Source organism: Streptomyces sp. NBC_00335 (assembly GCF_036127095.1).
In the GTDB taxonomy this organism is placed as follows: domain Bacteria; phylum Actinomycetota; class Actinomycetes; order Streptomycetales; family Streptomycetaceae; genus Streptomyces.
Genome location: NZ_CP108006.1, coordinates 1,272,549 through 1,287,151, shown reverse-complemented (window position 1 = coordinate 1,287,151; position 14,603 = coordinate 1,272,549). Strand labels below are relative to the sequence as shown.

The following is a 14,603-nucleotide window of genomic DNA, read 5'->3' as shown; positions in this document are numbered from 1 at the left end:
ATCAGGCGGTGGCGTGCCCGGTGGTACGCAGCTGCGCGAACAGGCCCTGCTGCGCCGCCCCGTCCGGCGTGGTCCAGCCGGCGGTGAGCCGGCCCACGGCCCCGGTGGCGTCCGCCGGCCCGGCCGCCCCGGGGCGCAGGACGCGTGTCAGCGCGAGCACCGGGGCGCCCGGCAGGCGTACGTCCGTACCCCGTGCGGTGTCGGTGACTTCCAGCCACGCCCGCGGGAGGACCTCGGGGACCTCCGGGAGCTCGGGGCCGTCGTACCAGGAGGTGACCGAGGGGTCGCTCAGGCTGCTCTCGCACTGGTCCTGCGCCACGGCGCGGCCCTGGATCAGGGCGAGCAACTGGCCGACGAGCACCGGGTCGTGGGCGCCGTCGTAGATCCACCGGGTGCCGAGCACCCCGTGTTCGGAGGTGCCCACCAGAGCCGCTCCGGCGCCGTCGAGCGGGGCGCCGCGGTAGGTGAGGGGCACGAGGTAGGAGGTTTCCCGGCTGCCCGAGGTATCGGTGAGCACCATGAACTCGATGCCGACCTCACCCTGCGGATCGTCGAGCCGGAACCCGCCCGAGCGGTCGAGCTCGGGGGAGTGCCCCGTGGACGCGTACCACGGCCGCGTCGGAAGCCAGGCAGCCAGAAGCTCCGTCTTACCGGGCTTCATGGTGGTGTTGTAGATCATCGCCATGGCCAGAACCTACCGGTTCCGAGACGAAGGCAGCCCGCAACTCCTCCTTGAGCGAGCGCTGGAACGCGGTCACCAGTGCCTGCACCACCATCGGCTGCATGTGCGCCGACAGCGCCTTCATCGACTCCACCCGCTCCGGATCGCTCTCGCCCTCCGTGAACGGCCCCCACACCTCGTCCCGGAACAGCGCGGTCAGCTGGTGCGCCGCCGTCCGGGCGTGTCCGAGCAGTACCTCGCGGGCGGCCAGGATCGTCTCGTGGGCGATCGGGACGTCGAGCAGTGCGACCCCGAGCCGCAGCAGCCCCATGTCCACCCGGAAGCCCTCCGGGGTCGGGGTCAGCACGTTCATGGCCGTCAGCCGCCGGATGTCCGTCTCCGTCAGGGAGCGCCCGGCCCGCTTCTCCAGCTCCGCGCGCGAGGAGTCCAGCGCCGCGTCCGGGGCCCAGGTCGCCACCAGCGCGCGGTGGATGGCCAGATCGTGCGCGCTCAGATCGTCGGGCAGGGCGTCGAGGTAGCGCTCGATGGCGGAGAGGGTCATGCCCTGGTGCTGCAACTCCTCGATGAGTGCGAGACGGGACAGGTGTTCGGGGCCGTATCGGCCAACCCGACGGGGTCCGATCACGGGAGGGGGCAAAATCCCGCGGGTGCTGTAGAACCGTACGGTGCGGACGGTCACACCCGCCCTGGCCGCCAGTTCGTCGACGGTCAGCGACGCCGGCTCCGGTGCCTGGGTGGTCATGGGCTCTCCGCCTGCTCTCTGATCAGCACGTCGACACGGTTCGTGTTCAACAGTATTGCTGTCGCACCAACGATGTGAAACGGCAAGGAGCTGCCCATGCCCACGGAACTGCGACTGCCCGCACCTCCCGACGAGCTCACCCTGCCGGCGCTGCTGGCGCGCAACGCCGCCGAGCACGGCGATCTTCCCGCCCTCTCGTGGCGCGAAGGCCCCGACGGCACGGCCTGGACCACCCTCAGCTGGTCGGACGTCCGCCGCAAGGTGGCCGTCCTCGCCGCCGGCTACGCCTCCCTGGGCGTCGAACGCGGCGAGCACGTCCTGATGATGATGGGCAACCGCCCCGAGCACTGGCTCAGCGACCTCGCCCTGGTCCACCTCGGCGCCGTCCCCGTCACCGTGTACGGGACCTCCGCGCCCGAGCAGATCGCCCACATAGCCCGCCACAGCCGGGCCCGGCTCGCGGTGGTCGAGGGGGCCCGGGAGCTGGACCGGTGGGAGCCGCTGCTGGCCGACCCCGGGACCCCGCTGGAACGGCTCGTCGTGGCCGAGGCCGCCGAAGCGGGCCCGCACTCGACGTACGGCTCGGTGTACGCCGGCGGTGCCCGGCTGCACCGCTCCGATGCCTTCGAGAAGGCCTGGCGGGAGTCCCGCTCCGAGGACCCGCTGACCGTCGTCTACACCTCGGGCACCACCGGCGACCCCAAGGGCGTGCGCCTGACCCACCGCAACATCGTGCTCCAGTCCGTCCGCCTCGACCGGCACATCGAGCTGCCCGAGCACGCCGAGCACCTGTGCTACCTGCCCTTCGCGCACATCGCCGAGCGGATCCTCGGCATCTACCTCCCGCTCCTGCGGGCCGCCCACGTCCGGCTGTGCGCCGACCCGGCCGCCGTATCGGTCGCGGTGCGCGAGCTGCACCCCGTGCAGTTCTTCGGGGTGCCCCGGGTGTGGGAGAAGCTGGCCGCCTCCGTACGGGCGGTGCTCGGGCGGCTGCCCGAGAAGCAGCGCAGCGCCATCGAAGCCGCCAATGACCTGGCGCGGGAGCGGGCGGGCCACCGGGAGCGCGGCGAGGAGGTCCCGGCCGGGCTCGAAGCCTCGTACGCCGCGGCCAAGGAACGGGTGCTGGACCCGCTGCTGACGCTGGCCGGGCTGGACCGCCTGGTCTGGACGGCCAGCGCCACCGCGCCGATGCCGATCGACGTGGTGCGCTTCTGGGCGGGCTGGGGGATCACCATCATGGACGCGTGGGGGCTGACCGAGACCTCCGGCGTGTGCACGGTCAACAGCCCCGACGCCTTCCGGCTGGGCTCGGTGGGCCGCCCGATCGCGGGGCTGGAGCTGCGGATCGCCGAGGACGGGGAGATCTTCACGCGCGGGGAGACGGTCTTCGGCGGGTACCTGCTCCCGGACGGCTCGGTGGAGAGCGCCTCCGACGAGGCGGGCTGGTTCCCGACGGGGGACGTCGGGCGGCTCGACGAGGAGGGGTTCCTCTGGCTGACCGACCGCAAGAAGGAACTGATCATCACCTCGAACGGGAAGAACGTCTCGCCCGCCCTGGTGGAGAACACCGTCAAGGAACACCCCCTGATCGGCCAGGCGCTGGTGCACGGAGACGGCCACTCCTACCTCGTGGCCCTCCTCGTCCTGGACCCCGAACTGGCCCCGGCCTGGGCGCAGGCCCAGGGCATCGGCGCCGAGGCCGCCACACCCGCGGAGCTCGCCGCGCACCCGGCCGTACGGGAGGAGATCGCCCGGGCCGTCGAAGCCGCGAACGCCCGGCTCAACCGCACCGAGCAGATCAAGCGCTACCGGGTGCTGACCGAGGAGTGGGGTCCGGAGTCGGGGGAGCTGACCCCGTCCCTGAAGCTGCGCCGCCGGGTGATCCGGGAGAAGTACGCGGAGCAGATCGACGGGCTGTACGCGGAGCCGTACGAAGCCTCGTAGGAGGCCCGTCACACGGATGGCCCCGTCCGGTGGGCATGTGAGTGCCCACCGGACAAGGCTGAGGGAATGTGTATACGCCCTGAATCCGCCACGCCGCCCGGCAAGGGCGGCTGATCGCCCATGGGTGTGCTGCAAGACCACCCCGAACTCGCCCTGTTCCTCTGCCTGGCGGCCGGATATCTCGTCGGCAAGGTGCGCGTAGGCCCGATCACCCTCGGCGGCATCTGCGGCACGCTGATCGTGTCGCTGCTGCTCGGCGCCTGGGCCAAGATCGAGATCGACGCCGATGTGAAGACGATCTTCTTCGCGCTCTTCATCTTCGCCCTCGGCTACATGGCCGGACCGCAGTTCTTCGCCAACCTCAACCGCAAGAGCCTGCGCTTCTTCGCGCTCTGCTTCATCGAGCTCGTCAGCGTGCTCGGCCTCGCCTACCTGCTGGCCAAGGCCTTCGACCTCGACGTCGGCACCGCCTCCGGCATCCTCGCCGGCGCGGCCACCGAATCCGCCGTGGTCGGCACCGCCACCGAGGCGATCGGCAAGCTGCCCGACCTGACCGCGGAGCAGATCTCCACGTACCAGGGCCACGTGGCCACCGCGTACACGGTCTGCTACCTCTTCGGCCTGGTCACCATCGTCATCTACACCAGCCAGATCATGCCGATGATGCTCCGCATCAACCTGGCGGACGCCTCGCGCGCGCTGTGGGAGAAGATGCGCGGCGGCGGCTCCGGCGGCGGCCTGGAGAGCGACGAGCGAGAGGCCATGCCCGGCCTGGTCGGCCGCACCCACCTGGTCACCCTCGCCGACGGCCGCACCATCGGGAACCTGGAGGAGGCCTTCGGCCGCGGGGTCACCGTGGAGGCCGTCCGGCGCGGCTCCAAGGACCTCACCCCCGCCCCGGACCTCGAACTCCTCCTCTCCGACCTCGTCCTCGTCGTCGGCCGGCGCTCCGAGGCCATCGCGGCGGGCCGGGCCATCGGCCCGGAGACCCCCGGCATCCCGGGGGTGGACACCCCGCTGGCCACCCGGCAGGTCGCCATGACCGACAAGTCGGTGGCCGGCAAATCCCTGGACGAGATCCGCGCCACCCACAAGGAGTTCGGGCGCAGCGGCGTGTACGTGACCGACGTGCTCCGCGGCGAGCAGCACCTGCCCGCCAACCCGGACACCATCGTCGAGCGCGGTGACGTCGTCACCCTCGTGGGCGCCCGCTCGGGCCTGAACCGGATCGTCGAGAAGATCGGCACGGTGGCCAAGAACGACGCCACCGACTTCATCTACCTCGGTCTGGGCATCGCGATCGGCTCGCTCATCGGGCAGATCGTGGTCCGGGCCGGCGGGGTCCCGCTCTCGCTCGGCACCGGCGGCGGCTGCCTGATCTCGGGCCTGCTCTTCGGCTGGTTCCGCTCCCGCCGGCAGACCTTCGGCGCCTTCCCGCCGCAAGCCGCCACCACCATCAAGGACATGGGGCTCGCGGTCTTCATCGCCTGCACCGGGCTGACCTCGGGCCCGCAGGCCTGGCCGCTGCTCAAGGAGTACGGGGCCCTGCTGCCGTTCGCCGGGATCGCCATGGTCCTCGTACCGGCCACGATCTCGCTGTTCGTCGGGCGCAAGCTCCTGAAGATCGAGAAGCCCTTGCTGATCGGCGCCATCGCCGGCCAGCAGTGCTCCACACCGGCCATCACCTCGGTCACGCAGGTGGCGCAGAGCTCGGTGCCGATGCTCGGCTACACGATCACCTACGCGCTCTCGAACTTCCTGCTCCCGCTCACCGGACCGATCCTCGTCGGGATCCTCGGCGCCTGACCCCCCACCAGGACGGGTATCAGCATGATCGACTTCCTCGTACGGAACATCTTCAAGCCCCACCCCGAACTCCTGGTCTTCATCACCGTCGCCTTCGGCTTCCTCGTCGGCAAACTGCGGTGGAAGGCCATCGGGCTGGGAGCGGTCACGGGCTGCCTCATCATGGGCCTGATCTTCGGCGCCCAGTTCAAGATCACCATCGACGGGACCGTGAAGAACCTCTTCTTCACGATGTTCCTCTTCGCCCTCGGCTACAAGGTCGGCCCGCAGTTCTTCCGCGGCCTGAAGAAGGACGGCCTGCCGCAGGTCCTCAACGCGGTGATCGTCTGCGTCACCGGCCTGCTCGTCTCCTGGGGCTTCGCCGTGATGCTCGGCTACGGCCCCGGGCTCAGTGCGGGCCTGCTCGGCGGCGCGCTCACCCAGTCCGCCGTCATCGGCGTCGCCCAGGACGCGATCGGGAACCTTCCCGGACTCAGCCCGTCCGAGATCACGGACCAGCAGAACCTGGTCGCTGTCGGCTACGCCGTCACCTACCCCCTCGGCACCATCCTCTGCGCGCTGCTCCTGGCCAACGTGCTGCCCCGGCTCTACCGCCGGAACCTGGCCGCCGAGAGCGCCCAGCTCGCCAAGGAGCTCGACGCGCCCAGCGACGACCCCGACCTCCACGAGGGCTACTACGAGGTCGTCCTGCGGGCCTACACCATCCAGCGGCCCGACCTCGTGGGCCGGACCATCGACGACTTCGAGAACCAGCAGAAGGCCCTGGGCCAGCGGATCTACATCACCCGGATCCGCCGGGACGGCGCGATCATCGACCACACCCAGCAGACCGTTCTGCGCGAGGGCGACGTCGTCGCCGTCAGCGCCCTGCGCGAATCCCTCGTCTCGTTCGACGCACGCACGCACATCGGCGCCGAGGCCGACGACGTCGAACTCCTCGGCTACCAGACGGAGAACCTGCACGTGGTCGCCTCCGAGAAGGCGCAACTGGGCAAGACCATCGCGGAGCTGCGGGCCGAGCCCTTCATGGTCGGCGTCTACGTCGACAAGCTCTACCGGTCCGGTTCGGAGTTCCCCTACCGGCTCTCCACCCAGTTGGAGCGCGGCGACACCCTGATCCTCTCCGGCCCCAAGCGCCTGGTGGACCCGGCCGGCCGGGCCATCGGCAAGCCGGTCCCGACCAGCTTCGCCACCGACATGATCTGGGTCGGCCTCGGCATCTTCCTCGGCGGCTGCCTCGGCATCCCGGCCCTCACCGCCGGCGGAGTGCCGATCTCGCTGTCCACCTCGGGCGGCGCGCTCATCATGGGCCTCGTCTTCGGCTGGATCCGCGGCAGGTACCCGACCTACGGCAACGTTCCGCCCGGGGCCCAGTGGTTCATGGACACCCTCGGCCTCTGTCTCTTCGTCGCGGTCGTCGGCCTCAACGCCGGACCGAGCTTCACCAGCGGCCTCGCCTCCGCCGGATGGGGGCTGCTGCTCTGGGGTGCGGTCATCACGCTGATCCCGCTGCTGGTGGGCTTCCTGGTGGGCCACTACATCCAGAAGATCCGCTTCCCGATCCTCATGGGCGTACTGGCCGGCGGCCAGACCACCACGGCGGCGATCGGAGCCGTCAACGAGGAGTCCAAATCCCAGGTGCCGACGCTCGGTTACACGATCCCCTACGCGATCAGCAACGTCCTGCTGACGATCTGGGGCGCCGTGATCGTCCTCCTCAACCACTGATCCCCCCACCACTGACCCCCCCCACCACCTCGCCCGCAAGGCCGACCGAACGCCCCCGACGCAAAGGAACGAACCACCGTGCCGGAGACCACTTTCAGCCGCGAGGAGATCCAGTCCTTCGCGCAGCTCAGCCCCTTCGAGCTGAAGGACAAGTTCATCCAGCTCGCCACGGCCGCCCAGGCCGACAAGCCGGGCCAGAAGGACACCACGGCCCGGGCGATGCTCAACGCGGGCCGCGGCAACCCGAACTGGATCGCCACCGGGCCGCGCGAGGCCTTCTACGCCCTGGGCTACTTCGCACTGGAGGAGTCCCGGCGGGTGTGGACCGCCGACAACCTCGGCGGCATGCCGGAGAAGAAGGGCATCGGGGAGCGGTTCGAGTCCTGGGCACGGCGCCACCCGGACCTGCCCGGCGTGGAGATGCTGTCCGCCTGCGTCCAGTACGCCCTGACGCGCTGGCCGTTCGACAAGGACGCCTTCGTGCACGAGCTGACCGACGCCATCACCGGTGACAACTACCCGGTCCCGGACCGCATGCTCACCCACGCGGAACACGTCGTCCGCGGCTACGTCGCCGACGAGATGTTCGACAAGAAGCCGCCGGAGGGCAACAACCTGTCGCTGTTCGCGACCGAGGGCGGCACCGCCGCCATGTGCTACATCTTCGACTCCCTGATGAAGAACGGGGTCCTGAAGAAGGGCGACAAGATCGCCCTGATGACCCCGGTGTTCACCCCGTACATCGAGATCCCCGAGCTCGACACCTTCGAGTTCGAGGTGGTCAACGTCTCCGCGAGCCTCTTCGCCGAGACCGGCGTGCGCCAGTGGCGCTACCCGGAGGAGGAGGTCGCCAAGCTGGCCGACCCCTCCGTGAAGCTCGTCTGCCTGGTCAACCCCTCCAACCCGCCCTCGCTCGCGCTGAGCGACCGGGTGGCGAACCAGATCAAGGACATCGTCGCCACCAGCAACCCGAACCTGGTGATCGTCACGGACGACGTGTACGGCACCTTCGTGCCCGGCTTCCGCTCGATCGCCGCCGACCTGCCGCGCAACACCCTGCTCGTGTACTCGTACTCCAAGCACTACGGCTGCACGGGCTGGCGGCTCGGCGTCATCGGACTGCACGACGACAACGTCATCGACGCGATGATCGCGGCCTTCCCCCAGGACCAGAAGGACCGCCTCGCCAAGCGGTACGGCACCCTCACCCTGGAGCCGGAGAAGATCCGCTTCATCGACCGGCTCGTCGCGGACTCCCGGTCGGTGGCCCTCAACCACACCGCCGGCCTCTCGCTGCCGCAGCAGACGATGATGGTGCTCTTCTCGCTCTTCGACATGCTGGACGAGGGCCAGGCCTACAAGGAGCGCATCCGGCAGATCGTCCACCGCAGGCTCGACCTGCTGCTGGAGGGCGCCCAGATGAAGATCTCCGAGGACGACAAGCGGGCCGGGTACTACATCGAGCTCGACCTGCTGGCCGAGGCGGAGCGGGTCCACGGCAAGGACTTCGCGGACTTCCTGGAGAAGAACTACGAGCCGGTCGACCCGCTGTTCCGGCTCGCCGAGCAGACCTCGGTGGTCCTCCTCAACGGCGGCGGCTTCGACGGCCCGCAGTGGTCGGTGCGCGTCTCGCTGGCCAACCTCGACGACCTGGACTATCTGAAGATCGGCCACCACCTGCGGGCGATCTTCAACGACTACGCGAGCGAGTGGGAGCGGGCGAAGGCCAACGGCTGAGGGCCGAGGGCTACAGGCTGAGGAAAGGGGGGCACCCGCCGGATCGCGGCAGGTGCCCCCCTTTCGCGGGGGTGGCTCAGCGGCCGATCAACGGGTAGTGGTCGGAGAGGTTGTTGTAGGTGTAGGAGGTGCCCCAGCTGGAGACCGTCCAGGGCGCCGACTGCTCCAGGACCACGTTGTTCTCCCAGCCCGCCGGGCGGGCGTTGCCCTTGCGGTAGAGCACGTAGTCCAGGTCCTCGCGCGGGTCCGTCGGGTAGCGGTACTTCGCGATCGAGTTCAGCGCGGTGTCGAAGGAGTACGTGTGCCCCGTGCGGGTGTCGGAGGCCGCCAGGTCGGCGTTGGCCAGCATGGTGGCGAGCTCCGGGGTGCGCGAGTCGACGTTCATGTCGCCCGCCACGATGACCTGTTCGCTCGACGGGATGTTCTTGCCGTCCAGGAACGCGTCGATGTTGCGGAACTGGCGGGCGCGCATCTCGGCCGCCTCGCCCGCGCCGCAGCCCGGGTCGGTGGACTGGGCGTGCGTGCCGACCACGTGGACCTTGGTGCCGTTCACGTTCAGCACGACGTAGGCGAAGCCCTTGTTGGACCACCAGTCCGCGCCGCAGGCGTCCTTGAAGACCACCTGCTCCTTGCGCACGATCGGCCACTTGCTGACGATCGCGACGCCGCCGTCCTCCGGGGTGGTGGAGGAGTAGGCGCCGCCCGTGGCGTCCCAGCCGGTCTTGCTGCGGCCCACGACGGGGGTCTGGTACGGGTACTGCGCCGCGGAGTTGGCCTTCAGCGCGTCCGAGGCGCCGTTGTCGAAGGCCTCCTGGAGGACGACCACGTCGTGCCCCTGGTACCAGGAGGCCTTGGGGATCTCGGCGGCCCGGTGGTCCTGGCCCCAGTTGGGGTACAGGCTCTTGCTCATCAGGAACGCGTTGTACGACAGGACGCTGAGCCGCGGCGCCGCGGCGCTCTCGGCGGCGGTGGCGGCCGGAGCCGTCGTGGCGACGAGCGATCCGACGGCGATCGCGGCGACGGCCGCGGCGGCGGCACGGGCCCTGCGGGGCTGGATCTGGGGCATGGAGGTCTCCCTCGTTCCTGTGGGGGAAGATCGGCTCCGCCATCCAAGCAGCCAGGGTTACTTCGCGGTAACACCCGTGACAAGGGTTTCTGGACGCAGTCGTACTTCTTCGGTGTTCCGGGGGCGGGGCCGGGGCCGTGCCCTCAGCCGGACCGCCGGTCCTCGTCCTGCGCGGAGGTCCAGGTGAAGCCGCCGAGACCGCGTGCCGCCGGGGCGCCGGAGGTCTCGGCGGCGCCGGAGGCGTTCTCCCGGTGCCGACGGAACCTCAGCAGGAAGTAGGGCACCGCGAACAGCGCGAAGAGCACCGCGAAGACCAGGGCCAGCGTCACGGCGGTACCGGCCAGCATCCAGGGCGCCAGGGCCTTCAGCCAGGCCTCGGGGGACAGGTTCATGGCCGCAGGATGCACCGTCCACAGGGCCCGGCGGAAGCCACCGGACCCCCTGCATACTGGGAGAACGGCATTCTCGACACCTTGGGGGCACACGCATGGGCACGACGGAGCGCAGCGACCCCGAGCCCCCGCCGCCCGGGGGAGTGCTCTGGACCATCGCCGGAGACGTCCGCGCGCTGCTCATGCTGCCCGCCGCCTTCACCCTGCAGGTCGCCCACCCCGCCATCGGCGCCGGGGTCGACGAGCACTCCGTCTTCCGCACCGACCCCTGGGGCCGCGGCGAGCGCTCCCTGCGCTCCGTCCAGCTGTGGGTGTACGGCGGGGCCGACGCCGCGGCCGAGGGGCGCCGGGTGCGCCGCCTGCACAAGGAGATCCAGGGCACCGACACCCGGGGGCGCCGCTACCACTCCCTCGACCCGGCCTGCTACGCCTGGGTGCACGCCACCGGCTTCCCGGTCTACCTGTACGCCGGGCGCTACCTGCTGCGCCCCTTCACCCCGGCCCAGGAGCGGCAGCTTTACCGCGAATGGCTCCAGGTGGGCCGCATCCTCGGTCTGCACGACCGGGACATGCCGCAGAGCATCGAGGAGTACTGGCCGTACTACCACCGGATGCTGGCCGAGGAGATCGAGCCCACCAAGGTCGCCCGCGAACTCCTCGCCACCGACGCGCCCCTGCCCCGCCCCGCCGGGGGCCCGCTGCCGGTCCGGCTCCTGCTGCGCCTGACCTGGCCCGTCCTGCGGGCCGCCTTCCTGCACTTCCGGGCCTTCGTCACGGCCGGCTACATGCCGCCCGAGGCGCGCGCCGCCATCGGCCTGGAGTGGACCCCGGCCCAGGAGCGCCGCCTGCGCCGGTTCAGCGCGGTCCTGCGGATCCTCGTACCCCTCCTGCCGGAGCGCCTGCGCTACCTGCCGATCGCCCGCGCGGCCCGGGCGCGCGCACGCGCCGCCGCCCGCTGAGGGGCGACGGCGCGCAGCCGCGTACCGCGGTGGGTCAGTGGTCGTCGTGCACGGTGTTCGTCACGGCGATCTTCTTCCAGGACTTCGGCTCGGCCGCCGGCTTCGCCGCCGGGGAGCGCAGGGTGCGGGCCCCCGGAGCCTTGGCCGCGGCCGGGTTCAGCGCCGAGGCGGCCGGCTTGCCCGGGGTGTACAGCCAGGTCTCGAAGAGCTGCGCGAGCGGCTGGTTCGAGACCTTCTCCGCGTAGCGGACGAAGTCGCCGACCTTGGCGTTGCCGTAGGCCCGCTCGGTCGGCCAGCCCTTCAGGATCCGGAAGAACTTCTCGTCGCCGATCTGGTTGCGCAGCGCCTGGAGGGCGATCGCCCCGCGGTCGTAGACGGCACCGTGGAACTGGTTTTCCGGACCCGGGTCACCCGGCTTGACCTGCCAGAACGGGTCCTCGGCTGCCCGCAGCCCGTACGCCCAGTCGGCGAGCTCCTGCGCGGTGCCCTCGCCCTCCTTCTCCGACCACAGCCACTGGCTGTAGCGGGCGAAGCCCTCGTTGACCCAGATGTCCTTCCAGCCGTCGACCGACACGCTGTCCCCGTACCACTGGTGGGCCAGCTCGTGCACGACCACCGAGACGTTCGCGCCGTTCGCGAACTGCCGGGGGCTGTAGAACGGCCGGGTCTGCGTCTCCAGCGCGAACCCGCTGGGCACGTTCGGCACGTACCCGCCGAGCGCATTGAAGGGGTACGGGCCGAAGACCCCCTCCAGCCACTCCGCGACCTCGCCGGTCCGCTCCACGCTGGCGCGCGCCGCGCCCGCGTTGTCGCCGAGGTCCTGGCTGTAGGCGTTCAGGATCGGCAGCCCGCTCGCCGTCTTGTCGGTGGTGATGTCGAACTTGCCGATGGCGAGGGTGGCGAGGTACGTGGCCTGCGGCTTGTTCGAACGCCAGTTGTACCGGGTCCAGCCGAGGCGCGAAGTCTGCGACTGCAGGACGCCGTTGCTGATGGCCTGGGTTCCGTCGGGCACGTTCACCGATACGTCGAAGGTGGCCTTGTCGAGCGGGTGGTCGTTGCTCGGGAACCACCAGACCGCCGAATCGGGCTCCTGCGCGGCGACACCGCCGTCCGGGGTGCGCTGCCAGGCCGACCAGCCGTCGACCTTGAACTCCGAGGGCTTGCCCGCGTACTTGACGACCACGCTCGACTGCCGGCCCCGCTGGAGCGGGGAGGCCGGGGTGACCTCCAGCTCGGACGTGCCGGACTTGGCGAACTTCGCCTTGACCCCGTTGACCCGGATCTCGCTGACGTCCAGACCGAAGTCGAGGTTGAAGCGGGACAGGTCCTGCTTCGCGGTGGTGAGCAGGGTGGCGGTGCCCTCCAGCAGGTCGGTCTTCGGCTGGTACTGCAGGCGCAGGTCGTAATGGGACACCTCGTACCCGCCGTTGCCGCTGGCCGGGTAGTAGGGATCGCCGATACCCGGTGCGCCCGGAACGGAACTCGCCGCCGACGCCGGGATCACCAGCAGAAGGGAAGCGGCGAGCACGCTCGGGGCGATGACTTTGCGGTGCACCTTGAACTCCAAGTGGTAGGGGAGTGGCTTCCGTTCGACCGTATTCACGCCCGGGACCCCGCGTCATGTCTACGGCCCCTCCTGTCACATGATCGCCACGCGTCTGAAAAACGCCCGTGCGAAACACGTCCGGTCCGGGCACATTCCGCACCCGGCCCGGGCGGCCGCCACACCCCGCGCACCACTCCTGGTCTGCGCCGATGAATGTCCGGATCTGCGGGTCGGCCGTCATTGCCCGCGCGTTGGCGGCGTCCTAGCGTTGAGGTCGTGGCCCCGAGTCGGCCGCAACCCCACCCTCGTGAGAACGGCACCCCCATGGCTACCACCACCCTGCGTCAGCTCAACGGCTTCGACGAGACCCCCGCGACCTTCGAGGATGCCGCCCTGGTCCTGGTCGACTACCAGAACACCTACACCGGCGGAGTCATGGAACTCGACGGCTGGGAATCCGCACTGGCCTCCGCCTCCCGGCTCCTCGCCCGGGCCCGCGAGTCCGGCACCCCCGTCGTGCACGTCCGGGACGGCGGCTACGGCGTCGACACCGAGCCGGGCACCCTCCACGCCTCGGTCGCCCCCCGGGACGGCGAGGCCGTCGTCACCAAGTCCGTCCCGAACGGCTTCCACCAGACCGACCTCGACGCGATCATCGAGGCCACCGGCCGCAAGAAGCTGATCATCGCCGGGTTCATGACCAACATGTGCACCCTGTTCACCACCGAGGGCGCCTTCCTGCACGGCTACGCCCCGACGGTGGTCGCCGACGCCTCGGCGACGCGGGCGCTGGAAAGCCCGGCCGGCGCCCTGACCGCGCAGCAGATCCACCAGGCGGCCCTCGCCACGGTCACCGAGCTCTACGGGGTGGTCGTCGCCACCGGAGCCGAGCTGAAGTAGCGCCGGACCGCCCCCTCTCCGAGAAGGCCTTGCCGGAGAGGGGGCTTCCGCGGCCGGCCCCCACCGCCACCGGTTCACCGCAGGTGCGAGCCCGGCCCTTCACTCCATACCAAGCAGTCGTTAGCCTGCACGCCATGACACTTCCGGCGCGCGCCGCCCGCAGCTGCTGGCACGGGGCGATCAACCCGTTGCACTCCACCGTCTACTTCTCGCCCGACCTCGGCAAAGAGTTCGCCGCCCTCGGGATCACCGACCGCAACGCCGTCAACCTCGCCTCCCGCTCCGCCGCCATGGGCTCGGTCGGCGCGGGCACCGTGACGGCCACCTTCTACAACTACCGCCACGACCTCATCGCCCGGCACCTGCCCGCCGTCTGGGACACCGCCACCCCCGAGCAGGTCCTCGCCGCCCGGCTGCGGGCCGTGGACAGCACGCTGCGCCGGCTCCTCGGCGAGGAGGCCATCGCCTCCCCGGAGATCGCCGAGGCCGCCGGGCTGGCGATGCGCGCCACCGAGGCCTGCACCCGGCACGCCCGCACGCTCTACTCGGCCCACGCGGACCTCCCCGTACCCGAGGAGCCGCACCTCAAGCTGTGGCACGCCACCACCCTGCTGCGCGAGCACCGCGGCGACGGGCACCTCGTCGCCCTGCTCACCCTCGGCCTGGACCCGGTCGAGGCCCTGATCAGCCACACGGCCAGCGGCCACGGCATGACCCCCAAGTACCTCAAGTCCATCCGCGGCTGGGACCAGTCCGACCTCGATGCGGCCGCGGACCGCCTGCGCGAGCGCGGCCTGCTCGACGCCGAGGGCGAGCTCACGCCCGAGGGCGCGGCGCTGCGCGAAGCCCTGGAGACGGAGACCGACCGCCTGGACGAGGCTCCGTACGAGCACCTCGGCGCGGCCTCGGTCGCCCGGCTCGCGGAGATCGGCGGCGGCTTCACCGTCCAGGCCTTCGTCGCCGGAGCCTTCCCCGGAGACCTCATGGGCAAGGCCTGAGACCCGGACCGGGCCCGGCTTCCGACGTCCGCGGCCGCCACCTGCCACAATTGGCAGCCTTCCGACGCAGCACGCAGCAAGCACCAGCATCACGCATACGTAC

General features: G+C 70.6%; 12 protein-coding genes. 7 read left to right on the top strand and 5 right to left on the bottom strand.

The genetic code is table 11. The features are described from left to right. Window position 1: 1 nt before the first annotated feature. Window positions 2-685 carry a maltokinase N-terminal cap-like domain-containing protein gene (locus tag OHA37_RS05940; protein WP_266903178.1) on the bottom strand — a complete coding sequence of 228 codons (684 nt, stop codon included), beginning with the start codon at window positions 683-685 and terminating at the stop codon, window positions 2-4. Continuing rightward, entirely contained in the window at window positions 648-1,424 is a 777-nt protein-coding gene (locus OHA37_RS05935) for a MerR family transcriptional regulator (RefSeq protein WP_266903176.1), read from the bottom strand. The genes OHA37_RS05940 and OHA37_RS05935 overlap by 38 nt, the downstream gene beginning before the upstream one ends. Window positions 1,425-1,520: 96 nt before the next feature. Between OHA37_RS05935 and OHA37_RS05930 the strand changes: the two genes are divergently transcribed. The 4 genes from OHA37_RS05930 (at window position 1,521) to OHA37_RS05915 (ending at window position 8,639) form a co-directional block, all read left to right on the top strand. Beyond that, window positions 1,521-3,368, top strand: a complete 1,848-nt coding sequence (locus tag OHA37_RS05930; RefSeq protein WP_266903174.1) for an AMP-dependent synthetase/ligase — start codon at window positions 1,521-1,523, stop codon at window positions 3,366-3,368. 120 nt (window positions 3,369-3,488) lie between these two features. Beyond that, window positions 3,489-5,174: an aspartate-alanine antiporter gene (gene aspT, locus OHA37_RS05925; RefSeq protein ID WP_266903172.1), complete on the top strand. Its 1,686-nt coding sequence runs from the start codon at window positions 3,489-3,491 to the stop codon at window positions 5,172-5,174. A 24-nt stretch (window positions 5,175-5,198) separates the two neighbouring features. Then, window positions 5,199-6,902 carry an aspartate-alanine antiporter gene (gene aspT / locus OHA37_RS05920; protein WP_266903170.1) on the top strand — a complete coding sequence of 568 codons (1,704 nt, stop codon included), beginning with the start codon at window positions 5,199-5,201 and terminating at the stop codon, window positions 6,900-6,902. Window positions 6,903-6,980: 78 nt separating this feature from the next. Next, window positions 6,981-8,639 (top strand): bifunctional aspartate transaminase/aspartate 4-decarboxylase, encoded by a 1,659-nt coding sequence (locus tag OHA37_RS05915; RefSeq protein ID WP_266903168.1) that lies wholly within the window; start codon window positions 6,981-6,983, stop codon window positions 8,637-8,639. A 76-nt stretch (window positions 8,640-8,715) separates the two neighbouring features. Here the strand turns inward: OHA37_RS05915 and sph are convergent, their stop codons facing one another. Further along, the gene (sph, locus tag OHA37_RS05910; RefSeq protein WP_266903166.1) at window positions 8,716-9,705 is read right to left on the bottom strand and encodes a sphingomyelin phosphodiesterase; all 990 of its coding nucleotides are present in this window, start codon (window positions 9,703-9,705) and stop codon (window positions 8,716-8,718) included. Between the two features lie 143 nt (window positions 9,706-9,848). Continuing rightward, on the bottom strand, window positions 9,849-10,097 hold the full coding sequence (locus OHA37_RS05905) for a hypothetical protein (protein ID WP_266903164.1): 249 nt from the start codon (window positions 10,095-10,097) through the stop codon (window positions 9,849-9,851). A 95-nt stretch (window positions 10,098-10,192) separates the two neighbouring features. Here OHA37_RS05905 and OHA37_RS05900 point away from each other — a divergent pair, with 95 nt between their 5' ends. Further along, window positions 10,193-11,056: an oxygenase MpaB family protein gene (locus OHA37_RS05900; RefSeq protein WP_266903162.1), complete on the top strand. Its 864-nt coding sequence runs from the start codon at window positions 10,193-10,195 to the stop codon at window positions 11,054-11,056. A gap of 34 nt (window positions 11,057-11,090) precedes the next feature. Here OHA37_RS05900 and OHA37_RS05895 read toward each other — a convergent pair whose 3' ends face one another. Further along, window positions 11,091-12,611, bottom strand: coding sequence for a M1 family metallopeptidase (locus OHA37_RS05895; protein ID WP_266903160.1), 1,521 nt, complete (start codon window positions 12,609-12,611; stop codon window positions 11,091-11,093). Window positions 12,612-12,926: 315 nt separating this feature from the next. Between OHA37_RS05895 and OHA37_RS05890 the strand changes: the two genes are divergently transcribed. Next, on the top strand, window positions 12,927-13,502 hold the full coding sequence (locus tag OHA37_RS05890) for a cysteine hydrolase family protein (RefSeq protein WP_266903158.1): 576 nt from the start codon (window positions 12,927-12,929) through the stop codon (window positions 13,500-13,502). Between the two features lie 134 nt (window positions 13,503-13,636). Next, entirely contained in the window at window positions 13,637-14,500 is an 864-nt protein-coding gene (locus OHA37_RS05885) for an SCO6745 family protein (protein WP_266903156.1), read from the top strand. Window positions 14,501-14,603 lie beyond the last annotated feature (103 nt).